The 21,193-nt window shown below is 67.9% G+C and carries 17 protein-coding genes; 16 read left to right on the top strand and 1 reads right to left on the bottom strand.

The window, feature by feature from the left end:
* The first annotated feature begins 285 nt into the window (after positions 1-285).
* The gene (locus AC0QC4_RS00440; RefSeq protein WP_483657577.1) at positions 286-1,338 is read left to right on the top strand and encodes a quinone-dependent dihydroorotate dehydrogenase; all 1,053 of its coding nucleotides are present in this window, start codon (positions 286-288) and stop codon (positions 1,336-1,338) included.
* A gap of 131 nt (positions 1,339-1,469) precedes the next feature.
* Complete coding sequence (locus AC0QC4_RS00435) at positions 1,470-4,205, top strand: TonB-dependent receptor (protein WP_483657576.1); 2,736 nt, start codon at positions 1,470-1,472, stop codon at positions 4,203-4,205.
* Between the two features lie 24 nt (positions 4,206-4,229).
* Here AC0QC4_RS00435 and AC0QC4_RS00430 read toward each other — a convergent pair whose 3' ends face one another.
* Positions 4,230-5,021 carry an SDR family oxidoreductase gene (locus tag AC0QC4_RS00430; protein WP_483657575.1) on the bottom strand — a complete coding sequence of 264 codons (792 nt, stop codon included), beginning with the start codon at positions 5,019-5,021 and terminating at the stop codon, positions 4,230-4,232.
* 197 nt (positions 5,022-5,218) lie between these two features.
* On the opposite strand from AC0QC4_RS00430, the gene AC0QC4_RS00425 reads away from it, so the two are divergent.
* From AC0QC4_RS00425 to murC, 14 genes are all read left to right on the top strand, one after another.
* Positions 5,219-6,220 (top strand): cysteine synthase A, encoded by a 1,002-nt coding sequence (locus AC0QC4_RS00425; protein WP_483657574.1) that lies wholly within the window; start codon positions 5,219-5,221, stop codon positions 6,218-6,220.
* Entirely contained in the window at positions 6,217-6,600 is a 384-nt protein-coding gene (locus AC0QC4_RS00420; protein WP_483657573.1) for a hypothetical protein, read from the top strand. The genes AC0QC4_RS00425 and AC0QC4_RS00420 overlap by 4 nt, the downstream gene beginning before the upstream one ends.
* On the top strand, positions 6,597-7,817 hold the full coding sequence (locus AC0QC4_RS00415) for a Gldg family protein (protein ID WP_483657572.1): 1,221 nt from the start codon (positions 6,597-6,599) through the stop codon (positions 7,815-7,817). Before AC0QC4_RS00420 ends, AC0QC4_RS00415 begins: the two co-directional genes overlap by 4 nt.
* A gap of 281 nt (positions 7,818-8,098) precedes the next feature.
* Positions 8,099-8,620 (top strand): hypothetical protein, encoded by a 522-nt coding sequence (locus tag AC0QC4_RS00410; RefSeq protein ID WP_483657571.1) that lies wholly within the window; start codon positions 8,099-8,101, stop codon positions 8,618-8,620.
* Entirely contained in the window at positions 8,617-9,600 is a 984-nt protein-coding gene (gene rsmH, locus AC0QC4_RS00405) for a 16S rRNA (cytosine(1402)-N(4))-methyltransferase RsmH (RefSeq protein WP_483657569.1), read from the top strand. Before AC0QC4_RS00410 ends, rsmH begins: the two co-directional genes overlap by 4 nt.
* Entirely contained in the window at positions 9,597-10,052 is a 456-nt protein-coding gene (locus tag AC0QC4_RS00400; RefSeq protein WP_483657568.1) for a hypothetical protein, read from the top strand. The genes rsmH and AC0QC4_RS00400 overlap by 4 nt, the downstream gene beginning before the upstream one ends.
* The gene (locus tag AC0QC4_RS00395) at positions 10,049-11,929 is read left to right on the top strand and encodes a peptidoglycan D,D-transpeptidase FtsI family protein (RefSeq protein ID WP_483657567.1); all 1,881 of its coding nucleotides are present in this window, start codon (positions 10,049-10,051) and stop codon (positions 11,927-11,929) included. Before AC0QC4_RS00400 ends, AC0QC4_RS00395 begins: the two co-directional genes overlap by 4 nt.
* Positions 11,926-13,374 (top strand): UDP-N-acetylmuramoyl-L-alanyl-D-glutamate--2,6-diaminopimelate ligase, encoded by a 1,449-nt coding sequence (locus tag AC0QC4_RS00390; RefSeq protein ID WP_483657566.1) that lies wholly within the window; start codon positions 11,926-11,928, stop codon positions 13,372-13,374. Before AC0QC4_RS00395 ends, AC0QC4_RS00390 begins: the two co-directional genes overlap by 4 nt.
* Positions 13,371-14,780 (top strand): UDP-N-acetylmuramoyl-tripeptide--D-alanyl-D-alanine ligase, encoded by a 1,410-nt coding sequence (locus AC0QC4_RS00385; RefSeq protein WP_483657565.1) that lies wholly within the window; start codon positions 13,371-13,373, stop codon positions 14,778-14,780. Before AC0QC4_RS00390 ends, AC0QC4_RS00385 begins: the two co-directional genes overlap by 4 nt.
* A 1-nt stretch (position 14,781) precedes the next feature.
* A complete protein-coding gene (gene mraY / locus AC0QC4_RS00380) occupies positions 14,782-15,852 on the top strand; it encodes a phospho-N-acetylmuramoyl-pentapeptide-transferase (protein WP_483657564.1) in 1,071 nt (356 codons plus the stop codon).
* Positions 15,849-17,354, top strand: a complete 1,506-nt coding sequence (gene murD, locus AC0QC4_RS00375) for a UDP-N-acetylmuramoyl-L-alanine--D-glutamate ligase (RefSeq protein ID WP_483657563.1) — start codon at positions 15,849-15,851, stop codon at positions 17,352-17,354. Before mraY ends, murD begins: the two co-directional genes overlap by 4 nt.
* Positions 17,351-18,589: an FtsW/RodA/SpoVE family cell cycle protein gene (locus AC0QC4_RS00370; RefSeq protein ID WP_483657562.1), complete on the top strand. Its 1,239-nt coding sequence runs from the start codon at positions 17,351-17,353 to the stop codon at positions 18,587-18,589. Before murD ends, AC0QC4_RS00370 begins: the two co-directional genes overlap by 4 nt.
* On the top strand, positions 18,586-19,758 hold the full coding sequence (gene murG / locus AC0QC4_RS00365) for an undecaprenyldiphospho-muramoylpentapeptide beta-N-acetylglucosaminyltransferase (RefSeq protein ID WP_483657561.1): 1,173 nt from the start codon (positions 18,586-18,588) through the stop codon (positions 19,756-19,758). Before AC0QC4_RS00370 ends, murG begins: the two co-directional genes overlap by 4 nt.
* Entirely contained in the window at positions 19,755-21,188 is a 1,434-nt protein-coding gene (gene murC / locus AC0QC4_RS00360; RefSeq protein WP_483657560.1) for a UDP-N-acetylmuramate--L-alanine ligase, read from the top strand. Before murG ends, murC begins: the two co-directional genes overlap by 4 nt.
* The last annotated feature ends 5 nt before the right edge of the window (positions 21,189-21,193 follow it).

Genomic DNA, 21,193 nt, shown 5'->3' with positions numbered 1-21,193 from the left:
GAGCTAATGCAATAACGACGCCGTGATCGGGCGCACATGCGGGGATGGTGGCGGTCGCCGGCGCAAAAAAATACCGACCAGCCGTCTCCGGCCGATCGGTATCGAGTTGGTCAAGGTCTCTTCGTCGAAGACTCGGAGCCCTTCGGGTCGCAAGGCCCGTTTGGCGCAGCGATAAACATCTGTATTGGACGGAATCGACATGCCGCAGCTTTGCACCGTTCTGACGCAGGTTATGCAAAGGATTGTTATGCGGTCTGACCGTAACAGTTTGGACTTATTGCGCCGATGATCGACCGCCTGACCACCCGCGCCCTGCATCTGCTCGATCCGGAGGCGGCGCACCGGCTGACGGTTGCGGCGGCCGGATTGCTGCCGGCAGGCGACGTCGGCGCGGCCGATCCGCGGCTTGCCATGCGCGTGGCGGGGCTCGATTTCGTCCACCCGGTCGGGCTGGCGGCGGGGTTCGACAAGGATGCGGTGGCGGCGCATGCCATGCCGCGGTTCGGCTTTGCCGGGGTGGAGGTGGGCACGCTGACCCCGCTGGCACAGTTCGGCAACCCGCGCCCGCGCCTGTTCCGGCTGGGCGAGGACCGGGCGGTGATCAACCGCATGGGGTTCAACAATGGCGGGCAGGCGGCGGCGGTGGCGCGGATCGTGCGGATGCGGGCGCAGCCGAAGCGCGCGCTGCTGGGCATCAATATCGGCGCGAACAAGGATGCGACGGATCGCATTGCCGATTATGCGACCGGCGTCGAAAGGATGGCGCCGCTCGCCGACTGGCTGACGGTCAACATCAGCTCTCCCAACACGCCCGGCTTGCGCGCGTTGCAGGACGAAGGCGCGCTCGACGCGCTGCTGGCGGCGGTGGCCGGGGCGCGGCGGGCAGGCGGGCCGCCGGCGTTTCTCAAGGTGGCGCCCGACCTCGATCGGGAGCAGGTCGACGGTATCGTCCGCAGCGCGATGGCGCATGGCATCGACGCGCTGATCGTGGGCAATACCACCGTCTCTCGCCCCGCCTTGCAATCGCGTCATCGCGAGGAGAGCGGCGGGCTGTCGGGCGCGCCGCTCGCCCCGCTGGCGTACCGGACGCTGTGCGCATTCCGGGCCGCGACGGGCGGCGCCATGCCGCTGATCGCCGCCGGCGGCATCGCCAGTGCCGAGGATGCCTGGCAGCGCATCGCCGCGGGCGCGAGCCTGGTGCAGCTCTACAGTGCGCTGGTCTATGAAGGGCCATGGCTGGCGCAGCGGATCGCCGACGGGCTGGCGGGGCTGCTCGACCGCTCCGGCCACGGCACGCTTGCGGACGCCGTCGGGTGTGCGGTGCCGACGGCAGTGTAACAACTTGGCCACGTCACGGGAGATTCACCGAATCGTCGCACAACCGCAACAGGTTCGTCTCCGCTGCGCAACAATGCCTGTCTAGCCGCGCCCCGAACGATCGAAAACGATCAAACCGGGGATTAGACACCATGATTGCCAAGTCCGTGTTGCTGCGTTCCGCAGGCGTTGCCGCTTTTGCGCTGTTCGCTACCGCACCCGCCATCGCCCAGGACGCGGGAGCAGCCGCGGCTGCGCCTGCGGCCGATAATGATGAGGACATCATCGTCCGTGGCGCGCGCCCGATTGCCGAATCCGAGGCTGCTGCGCTTGCCGTGCAGCGCGAATCGGACTCGCTGATCACCGTTGCCGCGTCGGACAGTGTCGGCCGTCTGCCCGACCAGAATATCGCGCAGGCGGCTGGCCGCCTGCCGGGCGTGGCGGTGCAGCGCGACCAGGGCCAGGCGCGCTACATCAGCCTGCGCGGCGCGCCGATCACCTGGACGACGCTGTCGATCGACGGGATCACTGTGGTCAGCCCCGAAGGTCGCGACACGCGCTATGACTCGATCCCCTCGGCCATCGCCTCGCAGATCATCGTGCGCAAAGCGGTGACGCCGGACCTGACCGGGGAGACCATCTCCGGCAATGTCGACATCGTCACCCGCTCGCCGTTCGACTACAGCGGCTATCATGTGGCGGGCAAGCTGGGCGCGGGCTCGGTCGAGCTCGGTTCGCGGCAGGAGTATGAAGGGTCGCTGGTGCTGTCCAACCGGTTTGATGTCGGCGGCGGCGAGCTCGGCGTGCTGGTGTCCGGCTCCTATTACGAGCGCGACATGATCACCGACAATTTCGAAACCGATTGGGAACCGGTGGCACAGGATCTGCAGCCTGGCTTTGCCGACCGCATCTGGGCGCGCGAAACCGAAAACAAGCTGTACCGGCTGACGCGGCGCAACTGGTCGCTTTCGGGCCGTCTCGAATATCGCCCCGGTGATGGCGACACGCGCTTGTTCGCCCAGTCGATCTACACTATTTTCACCGACGACGAGGCACGCGACAATTTCATCTTCGACCTCGATGACCGGCAGGGCGACAATAATCGCGGCGCAACCCCGTGCACCATCACGACAACGACATCTGCGGCCAATACCGGCTATGCGGACGTCTGCATCGGCAACACGCCGTTTGTCGGCACCATTTATGGCATCGACATCAACCAGCGTGCGACATTGCGCGCGTTCCGCCAGTCGATTTTCACCAACACGCTCGGCGGGCATTTCGCGCTTTCGGATTCGACCGATCTCGATTTCCGCCTGAACTATACGCGCTCCGAGGATGATCGCAGCGTTGTCGGCGAGGCTCGGTTCGACAGCCCGTCGACCCGGACGCTGCGCCCGACCATAGCCTATGACTTCACCGATCCGCAGCTCGCGCGCTATGACCTGTTCTCGACTCTCTCGTCGGGCGGACTGTTCAGCCGCGGCACGCAAACGCGGGACATCGACACATTTTCCCGGCCCTTGTCCTCGCTGCGCTCGCTCGACGCGGTGGACACCACCGATGCCTATACGGCCAAGTTCGACCTGACCAACCGCAGCGATCTGTTTGGCGGCGAGACCACCTTGCAGTTCGGCGTGCGCTTCGACCAGCGGACCAAGGAATCGCAAGAAAGTGAGTTGCTGGCAAACTCGTCGGCGACGTTCACGGCGGCATCGCTGCCGACCACCTACAGCTCGTGGTGGAATGCCCAGCTGCCGTTCCAGGGGCGCATCCCGCTGAGCTACGACTTCCGCTATTTCGACATCGCCAGAATGCGCCAATATGTCGATCAGCTCGATGCCGTGCGCGATTTCACGCCGATCCCCGCCAACTTCTATAACGTCCGCGAGCAGGTGTATGCGGGCTATGCCATGGCCACCGTGCGTACCGACTGGGGCAGCATCCTTGGCGGCGTGCGCGTCGAGCATGTCCGCAACCGCGGCGAGGCCTTCGTCCTGCTGAACGGCGTGCAGACGCTGATCCGCACTGACGGCGACAGCACGCTGGCGTTCCCCAGCCTGCACTTCAATTACAATGTCGGCGAGAACCAGCGGGTCCGCCTGTCCTTCAACAGCGGCGCGGCGCGGCCCGATTATGACCAGCTGCGTCCCAACTTCACCTTCAGCGACAGCAACCTGACGATTTCGGGCGGCAACCCGCTGGCCAAGCCAGAACGCGCCTATGGCGCGGACCTCTATTATGAATATTACATCCAGCCGCAGGGCTATCTGAGCTTCGGCATCTACTACAAGCGCGCGGAAGACGTGCTGTTCGACGACACACGGGTGTTCAATTCCGACGTGCTCAACTCGGGCGGCATCGATCGCTCGCAATATGTGCTCAGCACCATCACCAACGGCGGATCGGGCTGGCTGTACGGTGCTGAAGCCGCGGTGCAGCTGCAGCTCGACCCGTGGACTCAGGACCTCGGCCTGCCCGAATGGATGGGTGGCTTTGGCATCAATGCCAACATCAACGTCAATGACAGCGAAGCCGAGGCACCCGACGGCAGCAAGATCCGCCTGCCTGGTACCTCGGACATCGTCTACAACATCGGCGGTTATTACGAGAAATACGGCCTGTCGATCCGCCTCAACTACCAGTATCGCTCGGCTTGGATCGACGCTTATGGCCCGGCATCCGACGGCGGCAATTTCTACTGGGCGGCGGACGACGAACTGGATTTCTCGGCGCGGTATGCGTTCACCGAGAATTTCGAGGTCTATTTCGATGCCTCGAACCTGCTCAACCAGCCCGGCCGCCGCTATGTGCGCGACAGCGCTTACACCATCGAGTGGGAACGCTTCGGCCGGCGCTACACCGGCGGCGTGCGCTTTACATTCTGATCGCGACGGGAGCGATGCGCCGGGTTACACCGAGCGCATCGCTCCGCCGTCGATGCGGATCATCGATCCGGTGACATAGGCGGCGGCGTCGCTGGCGAGGAAGGCGGCGACTGCGCCGAATTCCGCCGGGGTGCCGTAGCGGCCGACCGGGATCGTGGCGGTGCGCTGTGCTTCGACTTCGGCGACGGTCCTGCCGGTCTTTTCGGCCGTCATGCGGTCGAGGAAGGCAGTGCGATCGGTGGCGATCAGGCCGGGCAGAAGCATGTTGACGGTGATTCCGTCGGCGGCGACCTCGCTCGACAACACCTTGGACCAGCCGACCAGGGTCGAACGGAGCGCGCTCGACACGCCGATCATCGGACTCGGTTCGACCACCAGGCTGGAGGCGACGGTGAGGATGCGGCCCCATTTGCGCGCGCGCATGCCGGGCAGCACCGCGTCGGCGATGCGGATGAGGCTGAGCACCATCGTATCGAACTGCGCCGACCACAGCCCCGGGTCGATGCCGGCGACGCCCGATGGCGGCGGGCCGCCGCTGTTGTTGACAAGAATGTCGGGATCGCCGCCCAGCGCGCTGCGTGCGGCATCCATGGCGCGCTCGATGCTGGTCCAGTCCGCCAGATCGGCGCTGAACCCGAAGGCCGCGGTGCCGTGCGCGGCGGCGATGGCGTCGGCAGCAGCGCGCACCTGATCGGCATTGCGCGCCACGAGCGCGACGGCGACGCCTTCCGCGGCCAACGCCTCGGCGATGCCGCGCCCGATCCCCTTCGATCCGCCGAGCACCAGGGCGGTGCGTCCGTTGAGCTTGAGGTCCATGGCATGTCCTTTCGATGTGTCGACACGTCGTAAGCCGCAGTCCCGGGCTTGTCGAAGGGCGTTTCCCGTTGCCGCAAAACGCCCTTCGACACGCTCAGCGCTACGGGAGGGAGCCAACGACCGGGTTGGCCCGCCTTCACCCCGGTAAAGATTTGCCCCGCTTGTCGCGACTGGAGTGCGGGGTTACATCTCCGCTCGTGACCCATATCGCGCAAGACAGCCTCGCCCTCATCGGAAACACGCCGCTGGTTCGCCTCGCCGGCCCCAGCGCGGCGGCGGGGGCGGAGATTTTCGGCAAATGCGAGTTTGCCAACCCCGGGGCTTCGGTGAAGGACCGTGCAGCGCTGTTCATCGTTCGCGATGCCGAGGAAAAGGGCCTGCTGAAGCCCGGCGGGACGATCGTCGAAGGGACGGCGGGCAACACCGGCATCGGGCTGGCGCTGGTTGCCAATGCCTGTGGCTACAAGACCATCATCGTCATGCCCGACACGCAGAGCCGCGAGAAGATGGATACGCTGCGTGCGCTGGGGGCAGAGCTGGTGCTGGTGCCGCCCGCGCCCTTCGCCAACCCCGGCCATTTCGTGCACACTTCCCGCCGCATCGCCGAGGAGACGGCGGGTGCGGTGTGGGCCAACCAGTTCGACAATATCGCCAACCGCCGTGCGCATATCGCCGGCACCGCGCAGGAAATCTGGGAGCAGATGGAGGGCCGGATCGACGGCTTCACCTGCGCTGCCGGCACCGGCGGGACCATCGCCGGGGTCGGTCTGGGCCTCAAGGAACGGGACGAGCGGGTGACCATCGCGCTCACCGACCCGCATGGCGCGGCGCTCTATTCTTATTACGCGCATGGCGAGCTCAGGGCCGAGGGCAGCAGCGTCGCCGAAGGCATCGGGCAGGGGCGCATCACCGCCAATCTCGAGGGCGCGCCGATCGATACGCAGTTCCGCATGTCCGATGCGGAAGGCGATTACTGGGTGCAGCGATTGCTCAAGGAAGAGGGGCTGTGCCTCGGCCTGTCCTCTGGCATCAACGTGGCCGGTGCGGTGGCGCTGGCCAAGGCGCTGGGGCCGGGCAGCCGGGTCGCCACCATCCTGTGCGACAGCGGTTTCCGCTATCTCTCCTCTCTCTACAATGAAGAATGGCGTGCAGCGAAGGGCCTGGCCCCGCTGCGTGCGGTGGCGGAGGCCGCGGCGTGACCGGGGGGTCCATCACGCCATCGACCGACAATGCCACGCATGTCCGGCAGGAGAGCCGCCGCCGGTTGCTGATCGGGCTGGGTGGCCTGCTGCTGATGCTGTTGCTGGTGCTGCTGGCTGGCTATCTGACCGGCGAGGCGCGCCAGCAGGCCGAAGTGGCCAAGGCGCAGGCCGAGGCGGTGGGCGTCGACAATCCGGGCAATCCCGCTCCGCCGTCCCCTTCCGCCAATGAACCGCTGGCGGACGTGCCGCTGACGGTCGAAGCGAAGGATGTGCCGGGCAGCGGCACCGTGCCGGTGGTGCCGACCGGCGATGGCGGGGTGATCGTGCCGGACCTGCAGCCCGATCCCGAGCTCGAAGCGTCCCAGCGGCGCCGATGAACGCTGCGGTTGCGCCCCGGCGCGCGGCACTGGCGGCGGTCCTGCTCTATGCGCTGGCGCTGATCGCCATCGCCCTGACCGGCGGCGGCTGGCTGGCGCTTGGCCGGGTCGATCCGCTGCTGGCGGTGCCCGGTGCCGGATGGGCGGCGGTGGTCGCCGTCTGGGCGATGCGCGGACAGCCGATGTGGTGGAGCCTGCTGATGGCAGCGGGCGGTGGTGCGATCCTGCTCGGCACGATCCAGGTCGTCGACGGCATGGAAGGCTTGCGGCAGGGCGAGTGGACCATCGCGACGCTGATCCTGCTGGCCGCGGCGCAGATCGTCACCAGCGTCGTGCAGGTCGGCATGCGGCTTGCGGGGGAGCGCCGCTGGGCGCGGCGGCTGGTGGTACTGGCGGTGTTGCCGGCGCTCGCCATCGGCTGGAACGCGCTGGCCTGGCCGATGGTCGAGAGCGCCTATCGCATCGACATCGTCGACGCGCAGCGCCCGCGTGTCGCCGTGCTGACCGCGCTGCCGATTGGCGCGCCGCCAGCGGCAGTGCTGCAAGCCGGACCGGCACATGCCGGAGATGGCGAGGCGGGAGACCCGCTGGCGGCATTGCTCGCGCGGGCCACCCGCGAGCGGCGGCTGGCGACCGTCGATGCGGCGGTGCTGGCCGACAGCGACGTGCTGTTGCTGGCGCATCCGCCCGCGCTCGATCCGGCGCAACTGGTGGCGATCGACAGCTGGGTGCGCGGCGGGGGTAGGGCGGTGGTGCTTGCGGACGGGCTGTCGAGCTGGCCGCCGCCGTGGCCGCTGGGCGATCCGCGCAATCCGCCCGTCACCTCGCTGCTCGGGCCGTTGCTGGCGCATTGGGGCGTGGAGCTGGCGGCGCCGGAAGGCCTCAGCGAGTCGCGCACCGCCGTGCGGGATTCGGGCCAGCGGCTCGAAATGCTGAGCCCCGGGCGGTTCCATGGCCGCGACTCGCAGTGCCTGCTGCGGGCGCAGGGGCTGATTGCCGAGTGCCGGATCGGCCGCGGCCATGCGCTGCTGGTGGCAGACGCCGACATGCTGGCAGCGCCGCTGTGGGCAGGGCCCGGAGGGTCTGCATCCTCGCTCGACTGGCGGTCGGGCAACATGCTGTGGCTGCTCGATAAACTCGGTGGAGAAGCGGGCCGCGCGCGCGCCCTGCCATCGTGGAGCAAGCGCCGTGATGCGCTGGGGGCAGGCATGCCATGATGTTCAGGCGCAGCCCCCCTCAGCCAGCAACCATGCCGGCCACCCCCAATATCACGGACGGGAAAATGAGAACAAAAACAGAATATCCCCAGCTTTTATAGTCTTTTGCCCAAAAATCCCTTGCGCCTTGTCGCTGGCTTGGTAACACCAAGCTGCAGCGGAGGATTACTCGCGCATCGATGACGCGTTTCGCGCCGGAGGGGCTTTGTCGCCCGTTTCCGGTGGAGGGGAAGCTTTGCCCACGGCAGCAGCCGGGGCCGCAAGGGGACGATTTGGGGGTCATGCAGGGGGACGGCATCTTTACCGGCTTCGCGCTTGCCCGCCTCGACAGCGCTGACCGGCTGGCGCTGCCCGCTCAGCTCCGCAACTCCGTGCCCATGCTCAACCCCGACCGGCCGACCCACAAGCAGGTCTATATCTGCCAGCACATGACCGCGCCGTGCCTGATCGGCGCCAGCCCGACCTTCCGGGCGACCATCGACGCCTATGTCGAAAAGCAGGAAGACATCGCCATCCGCCGCAACCAGCCGTTCAATTTCGGCGACATGAGCGGGCGGCTGCATGGCGGCGAGGTGATGCCGATCGACGGATCGGGGCGCTTTTCGGTGCCCGATCAGTATCGCTTCCTCGGCGGGCTGGAGGGTGAGCTGTTCCTGCGCGGCATGGGCCAGTTCTTCGAAATCTGGCAGCTCGACCGCATCAAGTCGCTGCGCGACGACCCGGCCTTTGCCGGCGTGCAGTTGCAGGTCGAGGCGGCGGAACGGGCCGAGGCCGAGAAAAAGAAGAAGGGCGGCAAGGCATGAGTGTCGCCGTCCATGACGATCCCCGCCACATCCCGGTGCTGCGCGACGAGGTGCTCGCCGCACTCGCGCCTGCTGCCGGGGAGACGCATCTCGACGGCACGTTCGGCGCCGGCGGCTACAGCCGGGCGCTGCTGGCGCGCGGTGCCACGGTCATCGCCATCGACCAGGACCCGGATGCCATCGCCGAGGGGCAGCCGCTGGTGGAAGAGGCCGAGGGTGCGCTGACGCTGGTGCACGGGCGCTTTTCCGATCTCGAGCAGATCATCGCCGACGTCGGTGCCAGCGGGCTCGACGGCGCGACCTTCGATGTCGGCGTGTCCTCGATGCAGCTCAACCGGGCTGAGCGCGGCTTCGCCTTCGGGCAGGACGGCCCGCTCAACATGTTGATGGCGCAATCGGGCGAGACCGCCGCCGAGTGGATCGACCGGGTGAGCGAGGAGGAGATTGCCGACACGCTCTTTCGCTATGGCGAGGAGCGCCAGTCGCGCCGCGTGGCGCGGGCCATTGTCGCGGCGCGGCCGCTGACCCGCACGGCTGAGCTGGCCGCCGTGGTCCGCAAGGCGCTGGGCTACCGCCCCGGAGCGCCCAAGGACCCGGCGACGCGCAGCTTTCAGGCGATCCGCATTGCCATCAACGACGAGCTGGGCGAGCTGGAGCGCGGGCTCGAGGCGGCCGAGCGGGCGCTCAAGCCTGGCGGCCGGCTGGCGATCGTGACCTTCCACAGCCTTGAGGACCGCATCGTCAAATCCTTCCTGCGCACCCGCAGCGGCGGCGATCCGGCAGGGTCCCGGCACCTGCCGGCGCAGGTCGCCAATGCCAATCCTGCCCCCAGTTTCGGTGCCGTCGCCCGGCCGGTCAAACCCTCCGACGCCGAAACCGCCCGTAACCCCCGTGCCCGCTCCGCCACGCTGCGCAGCGCGGTGCGTACGTCCGCCCCTGCCTGGTCTTCCCCCGCAACCTCCCGGAGTGTCCGTCGATGATCTTCGCTGCCCGCAAGCTACAGAATATCGGCCTCATCCTTTTGCTGACGATCTGTGCCCTGATCGTCTATCCGGTGTCGTTGCAGGTTTCCGCCACCCAGTCCGAACTGCGCCGCGTCGAACAGCGCATTGCCGATGTGCGGCTGCGCAACCGCATGATCGAGGGCGATATCGCGGTGGTTGCCAATGTCTCTCAGCTCGACCGCTGGAACCGCGACATGATCGGCTATGTCGCCCCGGCGCCCGGCCAGTATCTGTCAGGCGAGCGGGCGATTGCCAGCCTCGATCGCCTGCGCCCGCTGCGCGGGATCGACGGGCGCGCCGAAGTCCGCTTCGCCGCCGCCGACCCGGTTTCGCCCGGGATCGACGACGATGAAGATGTGCCGTCGCGCCGCATCGACACCATTGCCAGCGCCGATGTCACGCTGATCCCCGCAGGTGCGCTGCGGTGAGCGCTGCGATCGCCCGTCCTGACCCGCTGCGCCGCGCCGATCTGCGCCGCCAGTTCGCACAGGAGGCGGACGGGCGGCTGAGGATGCTGTTGCTCGCGGTGCTCGCGGTCGGCGGCGTCCTGTTGCTGCGCATCGTCTATCTGGTGGCTGTCGGGCTGGTCAGTCCGGCGCAGGCCTCCACCTCTGTCAGCTATCTGCGCGCCGATATCGTCGATCGCAACAATGTCCCGCTCGCCCGCACCATCCCGGTGCATTCGCTGCGCGTGGTCAAGACCGCGCTGATGCACGATCCGCAGTGGCTGGCCGGCGAGCTGGCGCGCATCTTCCCGGACCGCAGCGCCGCCTGGTTCTACAGCCGCCTGACCATGCGCGCAGAGAGCATCGCCCCGGACGGCGCGACCGCCGGGCAGATTGCGGCGACCCGGCGGCACCTTTCCGCTTATGCGCGCAGCGGCAATGTCGACGCGTTCGCCGATGCGCTGGTGACGGTGTTTCCGGCGCCCGAGGGCAGCGACGAGACCGAGCATCGCGCCATGCTGCGCCGCCGCATCGTCAGCCATTCCTCCGCCCTGCTGCGCGCCAATGCGACGCCGCAGCAGCTCAACGCCGTCAACGAGCTTGCCGAGATCGGTTTCGAATATCCGGTGGTGGCCGAACGCCTGTACCCGCAGGGGCGGCTCGCCGCCCATGTGCTGGGTTTCGTGCCGGACAGGGCCGATGGCGGCATGGGCATCGAGAAGTTCCACAACGACCGCCTGACCCGGCCGTCGATGCTGGGCACACCGCTGGTGCTGTCGCTCGACACGCGCGTGCAGGCGGCGCTGGAGCTGGAGCTGAACGACGCGGTAGAGCAGCTCGAGGCGCAGGGCGGGGCGGGGCTGGTGCTGGATGTCGACACCGGGGAAGTGGTGGCCATGGCCTCCAACCCCAGCTTCGATCCCAACCGGGTGCGGTTCGACAATCCGGCGGCGCAGCGCAACGGTGTGTCGTGGATGACCTATGAGCTGGGCTCGACCTTCAAGCCGCTGACCGTTGCCGCCGCGATGGACGCGGGTGTCGTGACCGATATGGCCAAACGCTATGACGCGACCCGGCCGCTGGTCATCGACGGGCGGCGCATCGGCGATTCGCACTCCTCGCATCGCTGGTTGAACGTGCCGGAGGCGCTGGTGCATTCGTCCAACATCGTCACCGGCCAGATTGCCGACAAGCTGGGCAAGGACCGGCTGCAGGCGATGTTCCGCGCGCTCGAATTCGACCGGCGCCCGCAGCTCGAGATCGGCGAAGTGGGGCGCCCGCGCTGGGTGTCGCCATGGGGCCGTACCAGCACTATCACCGCCGGTTTCGGCCACTCCGTCCAGGTGACGCCGCTGCATCTCGCCAGTGCCTATGCCGCGCTGGTCAATGGCGGCATCTGGCGCCCGGCGACGCTGCTGAAGGTCGAGGAAGGCCATGCCGTGCCGGGTCGCCGCGTGTTCACCGAGGCGACCAGCGCGCGGATGCGGCAGTTGTTGCGGATGATCGTTTCGATCGGTACCGGCAAGCGTGCCGATGCAGAGGGCTATCGTGTCGGCGGCAAGACCGGCTCGGCCGAACGTTCCGAAGGCGCGGGCTATATCCGCAATTCGGTGGTCGCCACCTTCGCTGCGGCTTTCCCGATGGACCGGCCGCGCTATGTGGTGCTGGTGATGATCGACCGGCCCCCGGGCAACGTCTATTCGCTCGGCCAGCGCACCGCCGGCTTTACCGCTGCGCCTGTGGTCCGCAAGGTGGTGCAGCGCATCGGCCCGATGCTCGGCATCTATCCCGACGCGCACCGCGACGTCGACATCAGCGAGCTCGAGCCATTGCTGTGGAAACCGCGGAGCGAGCGTTGACCCGGCTTGGACGATTGATCGACGGACTGGATGATGCGGCGGCGTCGGTCGAAGTGACCGGCGTCGCAATCGATCATCGGCAGATCGCGCCCGGTGCCCTGTTCGGCGCCTTCCGCGGGGCCCGCTTCGATGCCGAGGCAGTGATCGCGGACGCGGTCGCGCGCGGCGCGGTGGCGGTGGTCGCGCGCGCCGAGGCCGAGGTGGCGGGCGCGGTGCATGTCGCCGCTGCCGAACCGCGCCGGACCTTCGCGCTTGCCGCGGCGCGCTGGTTCGATCGTGCACCGGCCACGCTGGTCGCCGTGACCGGGACCAACGGCAAGACCTCCACCGTCGAGTTGACCCGGCAGATCTGGCACCTGACCGGCCAGGTCGCGGCGTCGATCGGCACGCTTGGCATCACCACCGCCAACGATCAGGTCTCCACCGGGCTGACCACGCCCGACATCGTCACCTTCCTTGCCAATCTGTCGGGCCTTGCCACCGAAGGGGTGACCCACTGCGCCTTCGAAGCCTCCAGCCACGGGCTCGACCAATATCGCGCCGAGGGGCCACGGGTCGCCGCTGCCGCCTTTACCAACCTCAGCCGCGATCACCTCGACTATCATGGCACGATGGAGGCCTATTTCGCGGCCAAGATGCGGCTGTTCGACGAGGTGGTGGCGGACGATGGCGCGGCAGTGATCTGGGCGGACGATGCTTGGTCGGAGGCGGCAGCCGGGCATGCGGCACGGCGCGGCCTGCGCCTGCTGACGGTGGGGGAGAAGGGCGACCATATCCGCCTGCTCGCGCGCGTGCCGACGCCGATGGGCCAGACGCTGACCCTCTCCGTCACCGGACTGGGCGAGCGCACCGTCAAGCTGCCGCTGATCGGCGGCTACCAGGCGTCGAACGCGCTTGTCTCTGCAGGACTTGCCATTGCCACCGGCACCGATGCCGATGCGGCCATCGCCGCACTGTCCCGCGTTCAGCCGGTGCGCGGGCGGATGGAGCGGGCGGCGCTGACCCGCAGCGGCGCGCCGGTCTATGTCGATTATGCCCATACCCCCGATGCGCTGGCAGCGGCGCTGGCGGCACTGCGGCCGCATGTCAGCGGTCGGCTGATCTGCGTGTTCGGCGCCGGCGGCGACCGCGATTCCGGAAAGCGCCCGGCGATGGGCGCGGAAGCGGTGCGCGGCGCGGAGGTGGTCATCGTCACCGACGACAATCCGCGCGGGGAAGACCCGGCGTTGATCCGCCGCTCTGTCCTGTCAGGCGCGCCGGGCGCCAGCGAAGTGCCGGGGCGGCGCGAGGCGATTGCCGCCGCGATTGCCGAAGCCGGGGCCGACGACATCGTCGTCATCGCCGGCAAGGGGCATGAGCAGGGCCAGATCGTCGGCAGCGGCGACGCGATGCGGGTGCTGCCGTTCGATGACGCCAGCGTCGCGCGCGAGGAGGCCGGACGGTGAGCGCGCCTCATCCTTCGCCATTGTGGACAGCCGCAGAAATCGCGGCAGCGACCGGCGGCACCGCCAGCGCCGACTTTGCGGTGCACGGGGTTACCTTCGACAGCCGCGAGGTCGGCCCGGGCGACCTGTTCATCGCCTTGCGGGGCGAAACCACCGACGGCCACCGCTTCATCGAGCAGGCCTTTGCCGCCGGCGCGGCGGGCGCGATCGTCGAACGACCGGTCGATCACCCGCATGTGCTGGTGGCCGACGGCATGACGGCGCTGGAAGCCCTGGGGCGCGCCTCCCGCGCGCGCAGCGGCGCGCGCATCGTCGGGGTGACCGGTTCGGTCGGCAAGACCGGCACCAAGGAAGCGATTGCCGCCGCGCTCGACCGGCATCGGCCGGGCAAGGTGCATCGCTCGGTCAAGAGCTACAACAACCATACCGGCGTGCCGCTGAGCCTCGCCCGCATGCCGCGCGAGGCGGAGTTCGGCGTGTTCGAGATGGGCATGAACCATGCAGGCGAGATCGCCGCGCTGACCCGGCAGGTGCGCCCGCATGCCGCGGTGATCACCACCATTGCGCCCGCGCATATCGAGAATCTGGGATCGCTGGAGGCGATTGCCGATGCCAAGGCGGAGATTGCCGAGGGGCTGGAACCCGGCGGCACGATGATCCTGCCGTTCGACAGCCCGTGGTTCGGCCGCCTGCGCGCTGCAACCGCGCCGCATAGCGCCACGCAAGTCGCGTTCGGCGTCGGCGAGGGCGCGGATGTGCGCGCGCGCGACTGGGTGGTCGATCATGACAGCGGCGGCAGTCTGGTCACCGCGCAGATGGGCGAGACCAGCCTGTGCTTCAGCCTAGCCCAGCCCGGCGAGCATTGGGTGGCCAACGCCATGGCGGTGCTGGCGACCGTTCAGGCCGCGGGCGGCGACCTGCCGGCGGCAGGGGTCGCACTCGCCGAACTGCCCGGCCTCGCCGGGCGCGGCGCCCGGCACCCGATCGCGCTCGACGGCGGATCCGCGCTGCTGATCGACGAAAGCTACAACGCCAATCCGGCATCGATGGCCGCGACGCTGGCGCAGCTGGGCAGGGAGCCGGCGCAGCGCCGCATCGCCGTGCTCGGCGCGATGAAGGAGCTGGGAGAGCATGGCCCGCGCTTCCACGCCGAGCTGCTGCCGCACCTTGTCAGCGCCGGCATCGACAAGGCGATCCTGGTCGGCGACGAAATGGCGGAGCTCGCCGAGGCTATCGCTACGGCAAGGCTTGAGAAGCCCATCGACTTCGCCCATGGGGCCAGCGTCGACGACGCGCGGCAGCGGCTCGAAGCCGATCTGCGCAGCGGCGATGTCATCCTGATCAAGGGGTCCAACTCGGTCGGCCTGTCGCGCATCGTCGCGGCGCTGACGGAGGGAGAAAAATAAGATGCTGTATCTGCTGGCGGAATGGCTGGGGTTTCCGGGGCCACTCAATCTGATCCGCTATCTGTCGTTCCGTTCGGGCGCGGCCATCGCCACCGCGCTGGTGATCGGGCTGGTGATCGGCCCGCGCTTCATCATGATGATGCGGGTGCGGCAGGGCAAAGGCCAGCCGATCCGCGAGGACGGCCCGCAGACCCACCTCGCCAAGCGCGGCACGCCGACGATGGGCGGGCTGATGATCCTCGTCTCGCTGATCGTCTCCGCGCTGCTGTGGATGGATTTGACCAACACCTTCGTCTGGGCGTGCCTGTTCGTCACCATCGGTTTCGGTGCGATCGGGTTCATGGACGATTATGACAAGGTCAAGAAGCGCAGCCATGCGGGCGTATCCGGCAAGGTGCGGCTCGCGCTGGAATTCATCATCGCCGGGATCGTCGTCTTCCTGATCGTCGACCGCACCGGCACCGAGCTCTATCTGCCGTTCCTCAACGAGGTGTCGATCGACCTCGGCCTGTTCTATTATGTGTTCGCGATGGTGCTGATCGTCGGCTTCGGCAATGCAGTCAACCTGACCGACGGGCTCGATGGCCTCGCGACCTTTCCGGTGATCATGGCGGCGCTGACCTTCCTCGTCATCACCTACCTGACCGGCAACGCCAAGTTCGCGGGATATCTGGGCATTGCGCATATTCCCGGCGCGGGCGAGCTGGCGATCTTCTGTGCGGCGATCATGGGTGGCGGGCTGGCCTTCCTGTGGTTCAACGCGCCGCCGGCGGCGATCTTCATGGGCGACACCGGCAGCCTCGCGCTCGGCGGGGCGCTGGGCGCGGTGGCGGTGACGGCGCAGCATGAGCTGGTGCTGGTGCTGGTCGGCGGCCTGTTCGTGGTCGAGGCGCTATCGGTGATCATCCAGGTCTTCTGGTACAAGCGCACGGGCAAGCGGGTGTTCAAGATGGCGCCGATCCACCATCATTTCGAGCAACTGGGCTGGCCCGAAAGCCAGGTCGTCATCCGTTTCTGGATCATCTCCATCGTGCTGGCACTGGCCGGCCTCGCCACGCTGAAGCTGCGGTGAGCGCGGGCGAGCCTTCGGTCTTTCCACTAGGGGCGAGCGTCGCCGGGAAACGCTACGCCGTCTATGGCCTCGCGCGCTCGGGGCTGGCGACGGTGCGCGCGCTGCTCGCTGCCGGTGCGCGTGTCGTGGCGTGGGACGAGAGGGAAGAGGCGCGGGAAGTCGTCGCGGCCTGGTCCTCCCCGGAACGGGGAGGGGGACCAGCGAAGCTGGTGGCGGGGCAGGCACCGGTGGGCGCAGGCTCTCAACCAAGCGCCACGCCGCCTGTGCCCCTCCACCATCCTGCGGATGGTCCCCCTCCCCGTTCCGGGGAGGACCTGGCGCTCGCCGATCCGCTCACCATCGACCTCACCGGCTTCGACGGCATCGTCGTCTCCCCCGGCGTGCCGATCAACCGGCACCCCATTTCCGCCGCGGCGCGTGCGGCGCGGGTGCCGCTGATCGGCGATGTCGAGCTGTTCGCGTTGGCGCGGCCTTACCTGCCGCCGCACAAGGTGGTCGGCATCACCGGCACCAACGGCAAATCGACCACCACCGCGCTGGTCCACCACATATTGAAGACGGCCGGAGTGCCGACGACGATGGGCGGCAACATCGGCATCCCCATCCTGTCGCAGCCTGCGCTGCCGGAAGGCGGGGTCTATGTGCTCGAACTGTCGAGCTACCAGATCGACCTGACCTTCAGCCTCGATTGTGAGGTGGCGGTGTTGCTCAACATCACGCCAGATCATCTGGATCGGTATGACGGGTTCGAGGGCTATGTGAAAAGCAAAGAGCGCCTGTTTACCATGCAGTCATGGGAGAATCATGGGGTCTTTGGCATTGATGACCCCATAGCTGCTGCGCTTGGCGGCCTTGCGCCTCAGGGTCCAATCAGCAAGCGTATCGCTCTAAGCCATACATGGCACGCAAGCGTTGCCGACGTTTCTGAAATTGATAGGTCGCCGTCCCTGGCTGGGCCACACAATGCTCAGAATGCAGCAGCAGCTATGGAAGTGTGTCGCCTCTTGGGTGTTTCACGAGACGCCACGCTACAGGCCCTCCGCACCTATCCCGGCCTGCCCCACCGCATGGAGCGCATCGCCGAAATCGACGGCGTCCTCTACGTCAACGACAGCAAGGCGACCAACGCCGCCTCCGCCGCCCCCGCGCTTGCCGCTTACCCGCTCGCGCCCGCGCCGCGCATTCACTGGATCGTCGGTGGCCTCGCCAAGACCGAGGGCGTCGGCGAATGCGAGCCGCTGCTCGGCAACGTCAAGCACGCCTATCTGATCGGCGATGCCGCGCCGATGCTCGAGCGCACGCTGGCGGGCCGCGCGCCGGTGACCGTCTCCGGCACGATGGACGCAGCCATCGCCGCCGCGCGTGCCGCCGCGCAGCCGGGCGATGTCGTGCTGCTCTCGCCCGCCGCCGCCTCCTTCGACCAGTTCCGCGATTTCGAACATCGCGGCGATCATTTCCGCGCACTCGTCACCTCGCTCGCCGCAGGGGAAGGCCAGCCATGACCAGCACCACCGCCGAAGCCGCCGACACGCCGTTCGTCCCGCCCGAACTGCATGGCCGCCGCCGCCCTGCGCCGCTCAGCCGTGCAGACCGCAGCCCGGTGGCGCGCTGGTATGCGGAAATCGACCGCAGCCTGCTGGCGATGATCCTGGGCCTGATGGCTATCGGCCTGCTCGCGGTTGCCGTGGCCTCACCGGTCGGTGCCGAGGTGATGGAGCGGCGGGTCAAGCAGCCGGTGGCCGATCTCTACTATCTCTATCGCCAGATCTTCTGGGTCTCGACCGGGATCGGCATCCTCATCCTCACCGGCATGCGCAGCAAGCTGGAGATCAGGACGGTGGCGATGTGGGCGCTGTTCGCCGGCATCATCGCGCTGGTGCTGGTGCTGATCCCCGGCATCGGCTCGCAGTCCAACGGCTCCTACCGCTGGCTGGGGCAGGGCTTTTACCGGTTGCAGCCTTCGGAATTCCTCAAGCCGATGTTCGCGGTCGCGGTCGGCTGGATCCTGTCCTGCCGCGTCGAGGACCGGACGCTGCCGGTCTTTTCGCTGACCTTCATCCTCACCGGCGTCATCGCGGTGCTGCTGATGCTGGAGACCGATTTCGGCCAGACGGTGCTGTTCGTCGGCACCTGGCTGGTGCTCGCCTTCATCGCCGGACTGCCGATGCGCCTGCTCGGGCTGCTCGGCACCGGCGGGGCGGTGTTCGGCATCGCCACCTATTTCCTCTACGAAACCGCGCGACGCCGCATCGACGGCTTCCTGTTCGGCGAAGGCGACCAGCATCAGGTCGACAAGGGGCTGGATACGCTGGCCAACAGCGGCCTGATCGGTTCCGGGCCGTTCACCGGCACCGCCAAATGGCACCTGCCCGAAGCGCATACCGACTATATCTTCTCGGTGATCGGCGAGGAATTCGGCCTGATTGCCTGTGCCGCCATCCTGTTCCTCTATGTCGCGCTGATCGTACGCGTCATCCAGCGGCTGCGCGAGGAAAAGGACCAGTTCGTCATCCTGGCCGGATCCGGCCTGATCGCGCAATTCACCGGTCAGGTGTTCATCAACATCGCCGTCAACCTGCAGCTCGCCCCGTCCAAGGGCATGACGCTGCCGTTCATCAGCTATGGCGGATCGTCGCTGTGGGCGCTGTCGCTGAGCATGGGATTGTTGCTGGCGCTGACGCGGCGTAATCCCTATCGCGCTGCCCCCGTCAACTTCTCCGGATGGTCCCCGCGATGAGCATTTCCCGCCACTACATCCTCGCCGCAGGCGGCACCGGCGGGCACATGATGCCCGCCTATGCGCTGGCGACCGAGCTGATTGCCCGCGGCCATCGCATCGCGCTGGTCACCGACGATCGCGGCGCGAAGATCGGCGGGCTGCCCGATGGCGTGGAGGTGCATGTGCTGCCCGCCGGACGCGTCGGTGGCGGGCCGGTCGGCTGGGTGCGCTCGGCGCTGGCCATCGCCAGGGGCCGCGCGCAGGCGCTGGCGCTGATCCGCGAATTCCAGCCGGCAGCGGTGGTCGGCTTCGGCGGCTATCCCAGCCTGCCGACGCTGCTCGCGGCGCGCTCGGCGCGGGTGCCGACGGTGATCCACGAGCAGAATGCGGTGCTCGGCCGGGTCAACCGGCTGATGGCGCGGCGGGTCGATGCCATTGCCACCGCCTATCCCGATGTCGCGCGGCTGCCGGCCAGCGCCGCATCGCGGGTGCATCTGGTCGGCAATCCGGTACGCGAAGCGGTGCTGGAGCTGCGCACGCTCGGCTATCCGCCGGTGAGCGAAGAGGGCGTGTTCCGCCTGCTGGTGACCGGCGGCAGCCAGGGGGCGAGCATCTTTGCCGATGTCGTGCCCGATGCGCTGGCGCTGATGCCGGTCGCCTTCCGCCAACGCCTGCAGGTGACGCAGCAGTGCCGGCCGGAGGATATCGACCGGGTGCGCGCGGCCTATGCCGCGCACGGAATCCCTGCCGATCTCGCCACCTATATCGAAGACATGCCAGCCAAGCTCAACTGGGCACATCTCGTCATCGGTCGCGCGGGCGCGTCTACCATTGCCGAGCTGACCTGCGCCGGGCGGCCTGCCATCCTGGTGCCGCTGCCGATCGCCACCGACGATCACCAGACCCACAATGTGCGCGAGATGGTCGCCGTCGGCGGCGCGCGCGCGATCCAGCAGCCGAAGTTCACCGTCGTCGAGCTGGCCAAGCAGATGCAGAAGCTGGCGCTGGAACCGGGCGCGCTAGAAAATGCCGCGACCCGTGCGCTCGGCGTCGGTCGCCCGCACGCGACGCGCGACCTGGCCGATCTGGTCGAGCGGAGCGGGGGCGCGGGGCTGATGGACGTCATCCGCGTCGGGGCAGGCGAGGGCGCGGCTGCACGCACCGGTCTGGTGGGTGCGCGGGCATGAAAGGCGTCGGCACCGACATCGGCATCATCCATTTCGCCGGCATCGGCGGCATAGGCATGTCGGGCATCGCCGAGGTGATGCACAATCTGGGCTATCGGGTGCAGGGCAGCGACATTGCCGAGGGCTATGTCGTCGAAGGGCTGCGCCAGCGCGGCATCAAGGTGATCATCGGCCAGAAGGCGGAAAATGTCGAAGGCGTCGCGGTTGTCGTGACGTCGACCGCCGTGAAGCGCGGCAATCCCGAGGTCGAGGCCGCACTCGCCAACCGCATCCCGCTGGTCCGCCGCGCCGAGATGCTGGCCGAGCTGATGCGGCTGAAATCCACGGTCGCCATCGCGGGCACGCATGGCAAGACGACGACCACCAGCCTGGTCGCCGCGCTGCTCGACGCGGGCGGCATCGACCCGACGGTGATCAACGGCGGGATCATCAACAATTACGGCTCCAACGCCCGGCTGGGTGCGAGCGACTGGATGGTGGTGGAGGCCGACGAGAGCGACGGCAGCTTCCTCCGGCTCGATGGCACCATCGCGGTGGTGACCAACATCGATCCCGAGCATCTCGACCATTATGGCAGCTTCGACGCGATCAAGGACGCGTTCGTCGAGTTCATCGAGAATGTGCCCTTCTACGGCGCGGCGATGCTGTGCCTCGATCATCCCGAGGTACAGGCGATCATCCCGCGCATCCGCGACCGGCGCATCGTCACCTACGGCTTTTCGGCGCAGGCCGACGTGCGCGGCACCAATGTGACGCCGGGGGCGGATGGCAACCGCTTCGACGTGGTGGTGCGGGATCGCGATGGCGGCAGCCGCACCATCGAGGGCATCCACCTGCCGATGTCGGGCCGCCATAATGTCCAGAACGCGCTCGCCGCCATCGCCGTGGCACTGCACATGGGCGTGGCCGACGACAAGATCGTCTCGGGCTTTCAGGGCTTTGCCGGGGTCAAGCGGCGCTTCACCAAGGTCGGCGAGATCGCGGTTGCCGGCGGTGTCGTCACGGTGATCGACGATTATGCGCACCATCCGGTGGAAATCCGCGCGGTGCTGTCCGCAGCGCGCGAGAGCGTCGGTGCCGGGCGGGTGCTGGGCGTGGTCCAGCCGCACCGCTTCACCCGCCTGCGCGACCATATCGTCGAGTTCCAGCAGGCGTTCAACGATGCCGATGCGGTGCTGGCGCTGCCCGTCTATGCCGCGGGCGAAACCCCGATCGAGGGCGTGTCCTCCGACGCGCTGGTCGCCGGGCTGCGCGATCGCGGGCACCGGCAGGCGGCGGTGGTGGCAGATGCCGACGCGCTGGCGGCGCATATCGCCGCCGACATCGCGGCGGGTGAGCTGGCGGCTGGCGATATCGTCATCTGCATGGGCGCGGGCGACATCACCAAGATGGCTGCGGGCCTGGCAGCAGCGGTGGAGGCGCGGCGGTGAGCCTT

It is taken from the genome of Sphingomonas sp. jy18 (assembly GCF_056931895.1).
The sequence above is the reverse complement of the archived record's forward strand: the minus strand, read 5'-3'. Positions and strand labels throughout refer to the sequence as shown.

What these genes read in the sequence shown, in the direction of transcription:
- murC (WP_483657560.1), top strand. Translation starts at nt 19,755, where the DNA reads ATGAAAGGCGTCGGCACCGACATCGGCATCATCCATTTCGCCGGCATC.
- AC0QC4_RS00370 (WP_483657562.1), top strand. Translation starts at nt 17,351, where the DNA reads ATGACCAGCACCACCGCCGAAGCCGCCGACACGCCGTTCGTCCCGCCC.
- AC0QC4_RS00430 (WP_483657575.1), bottom strand. Translation starts at nt 5,021, where the DNA reads ATGGACCTCAAGCTCAACGGACGCACCGCCCTGGTGCTCGGCGGATCG.
- rsmH (WP_483657569.1), top strand. Translation starts at nt 8,617, where the DNA reads ATGAGTGTCGCCGTCCATGACGATCCCCGCCACATCCCGGTGCTGCGC.
- AC0QC4_RS00410 (WP_483657571.1), top strand. Translation starts at nt 8,099, where the DNA reads ATGCAGGGGGACGGCATCTTTACCGGCTTCGCGCTTGCCCGCCTCGAC.
- AC0QC4_RS00415 (WP_483657572.1), top strand. Translation starts at nt 6,597, where the DNA reads ATGAACGCTGCGGTTGCGCCCCGGCGCGCGGCACTGGCGGCGGTCCTG.
- AC0QC4_RS00435 (WP_483657576.1), top strand. Translation starts at nt 1,470, where the DNA reads ATGATTGCCAAGTCCGTGTTGCTGCGTTCCGCAGGCGTTGCCGCTTTT.
- mraY (WP_483657564.1), top strand. Translation starts at nt 14,782, where the DNA reads ATGCTGTATCTGCTGGCGGAATGGCTGGGGTTTCCGGGGCCACTCAAT.
- murG (WP_483657561.1), top strand. Translation starts at nt 18,586, where the DNA reads ATGAGCATTTCCCGCCACTACATCCTCGCCGCAGGCGGCACCGGCGGG.
- AC0QC4_RS00440 (WP_483657577.1), top strand. Translation starts at nt 286, where the DNA reads ATGATCGACCGCCTGACCACCCGCGCCCTGCATCTGCTCGATCCGGAG.
- AC0QC4_RS00400 (WP_483657568.1), top strand. Translation starts at nt 9,597, where the DNA reads ATGATCTTCGCTGCCCGCAAGCTACAGAATATCGGCCTCATCCTTTTG.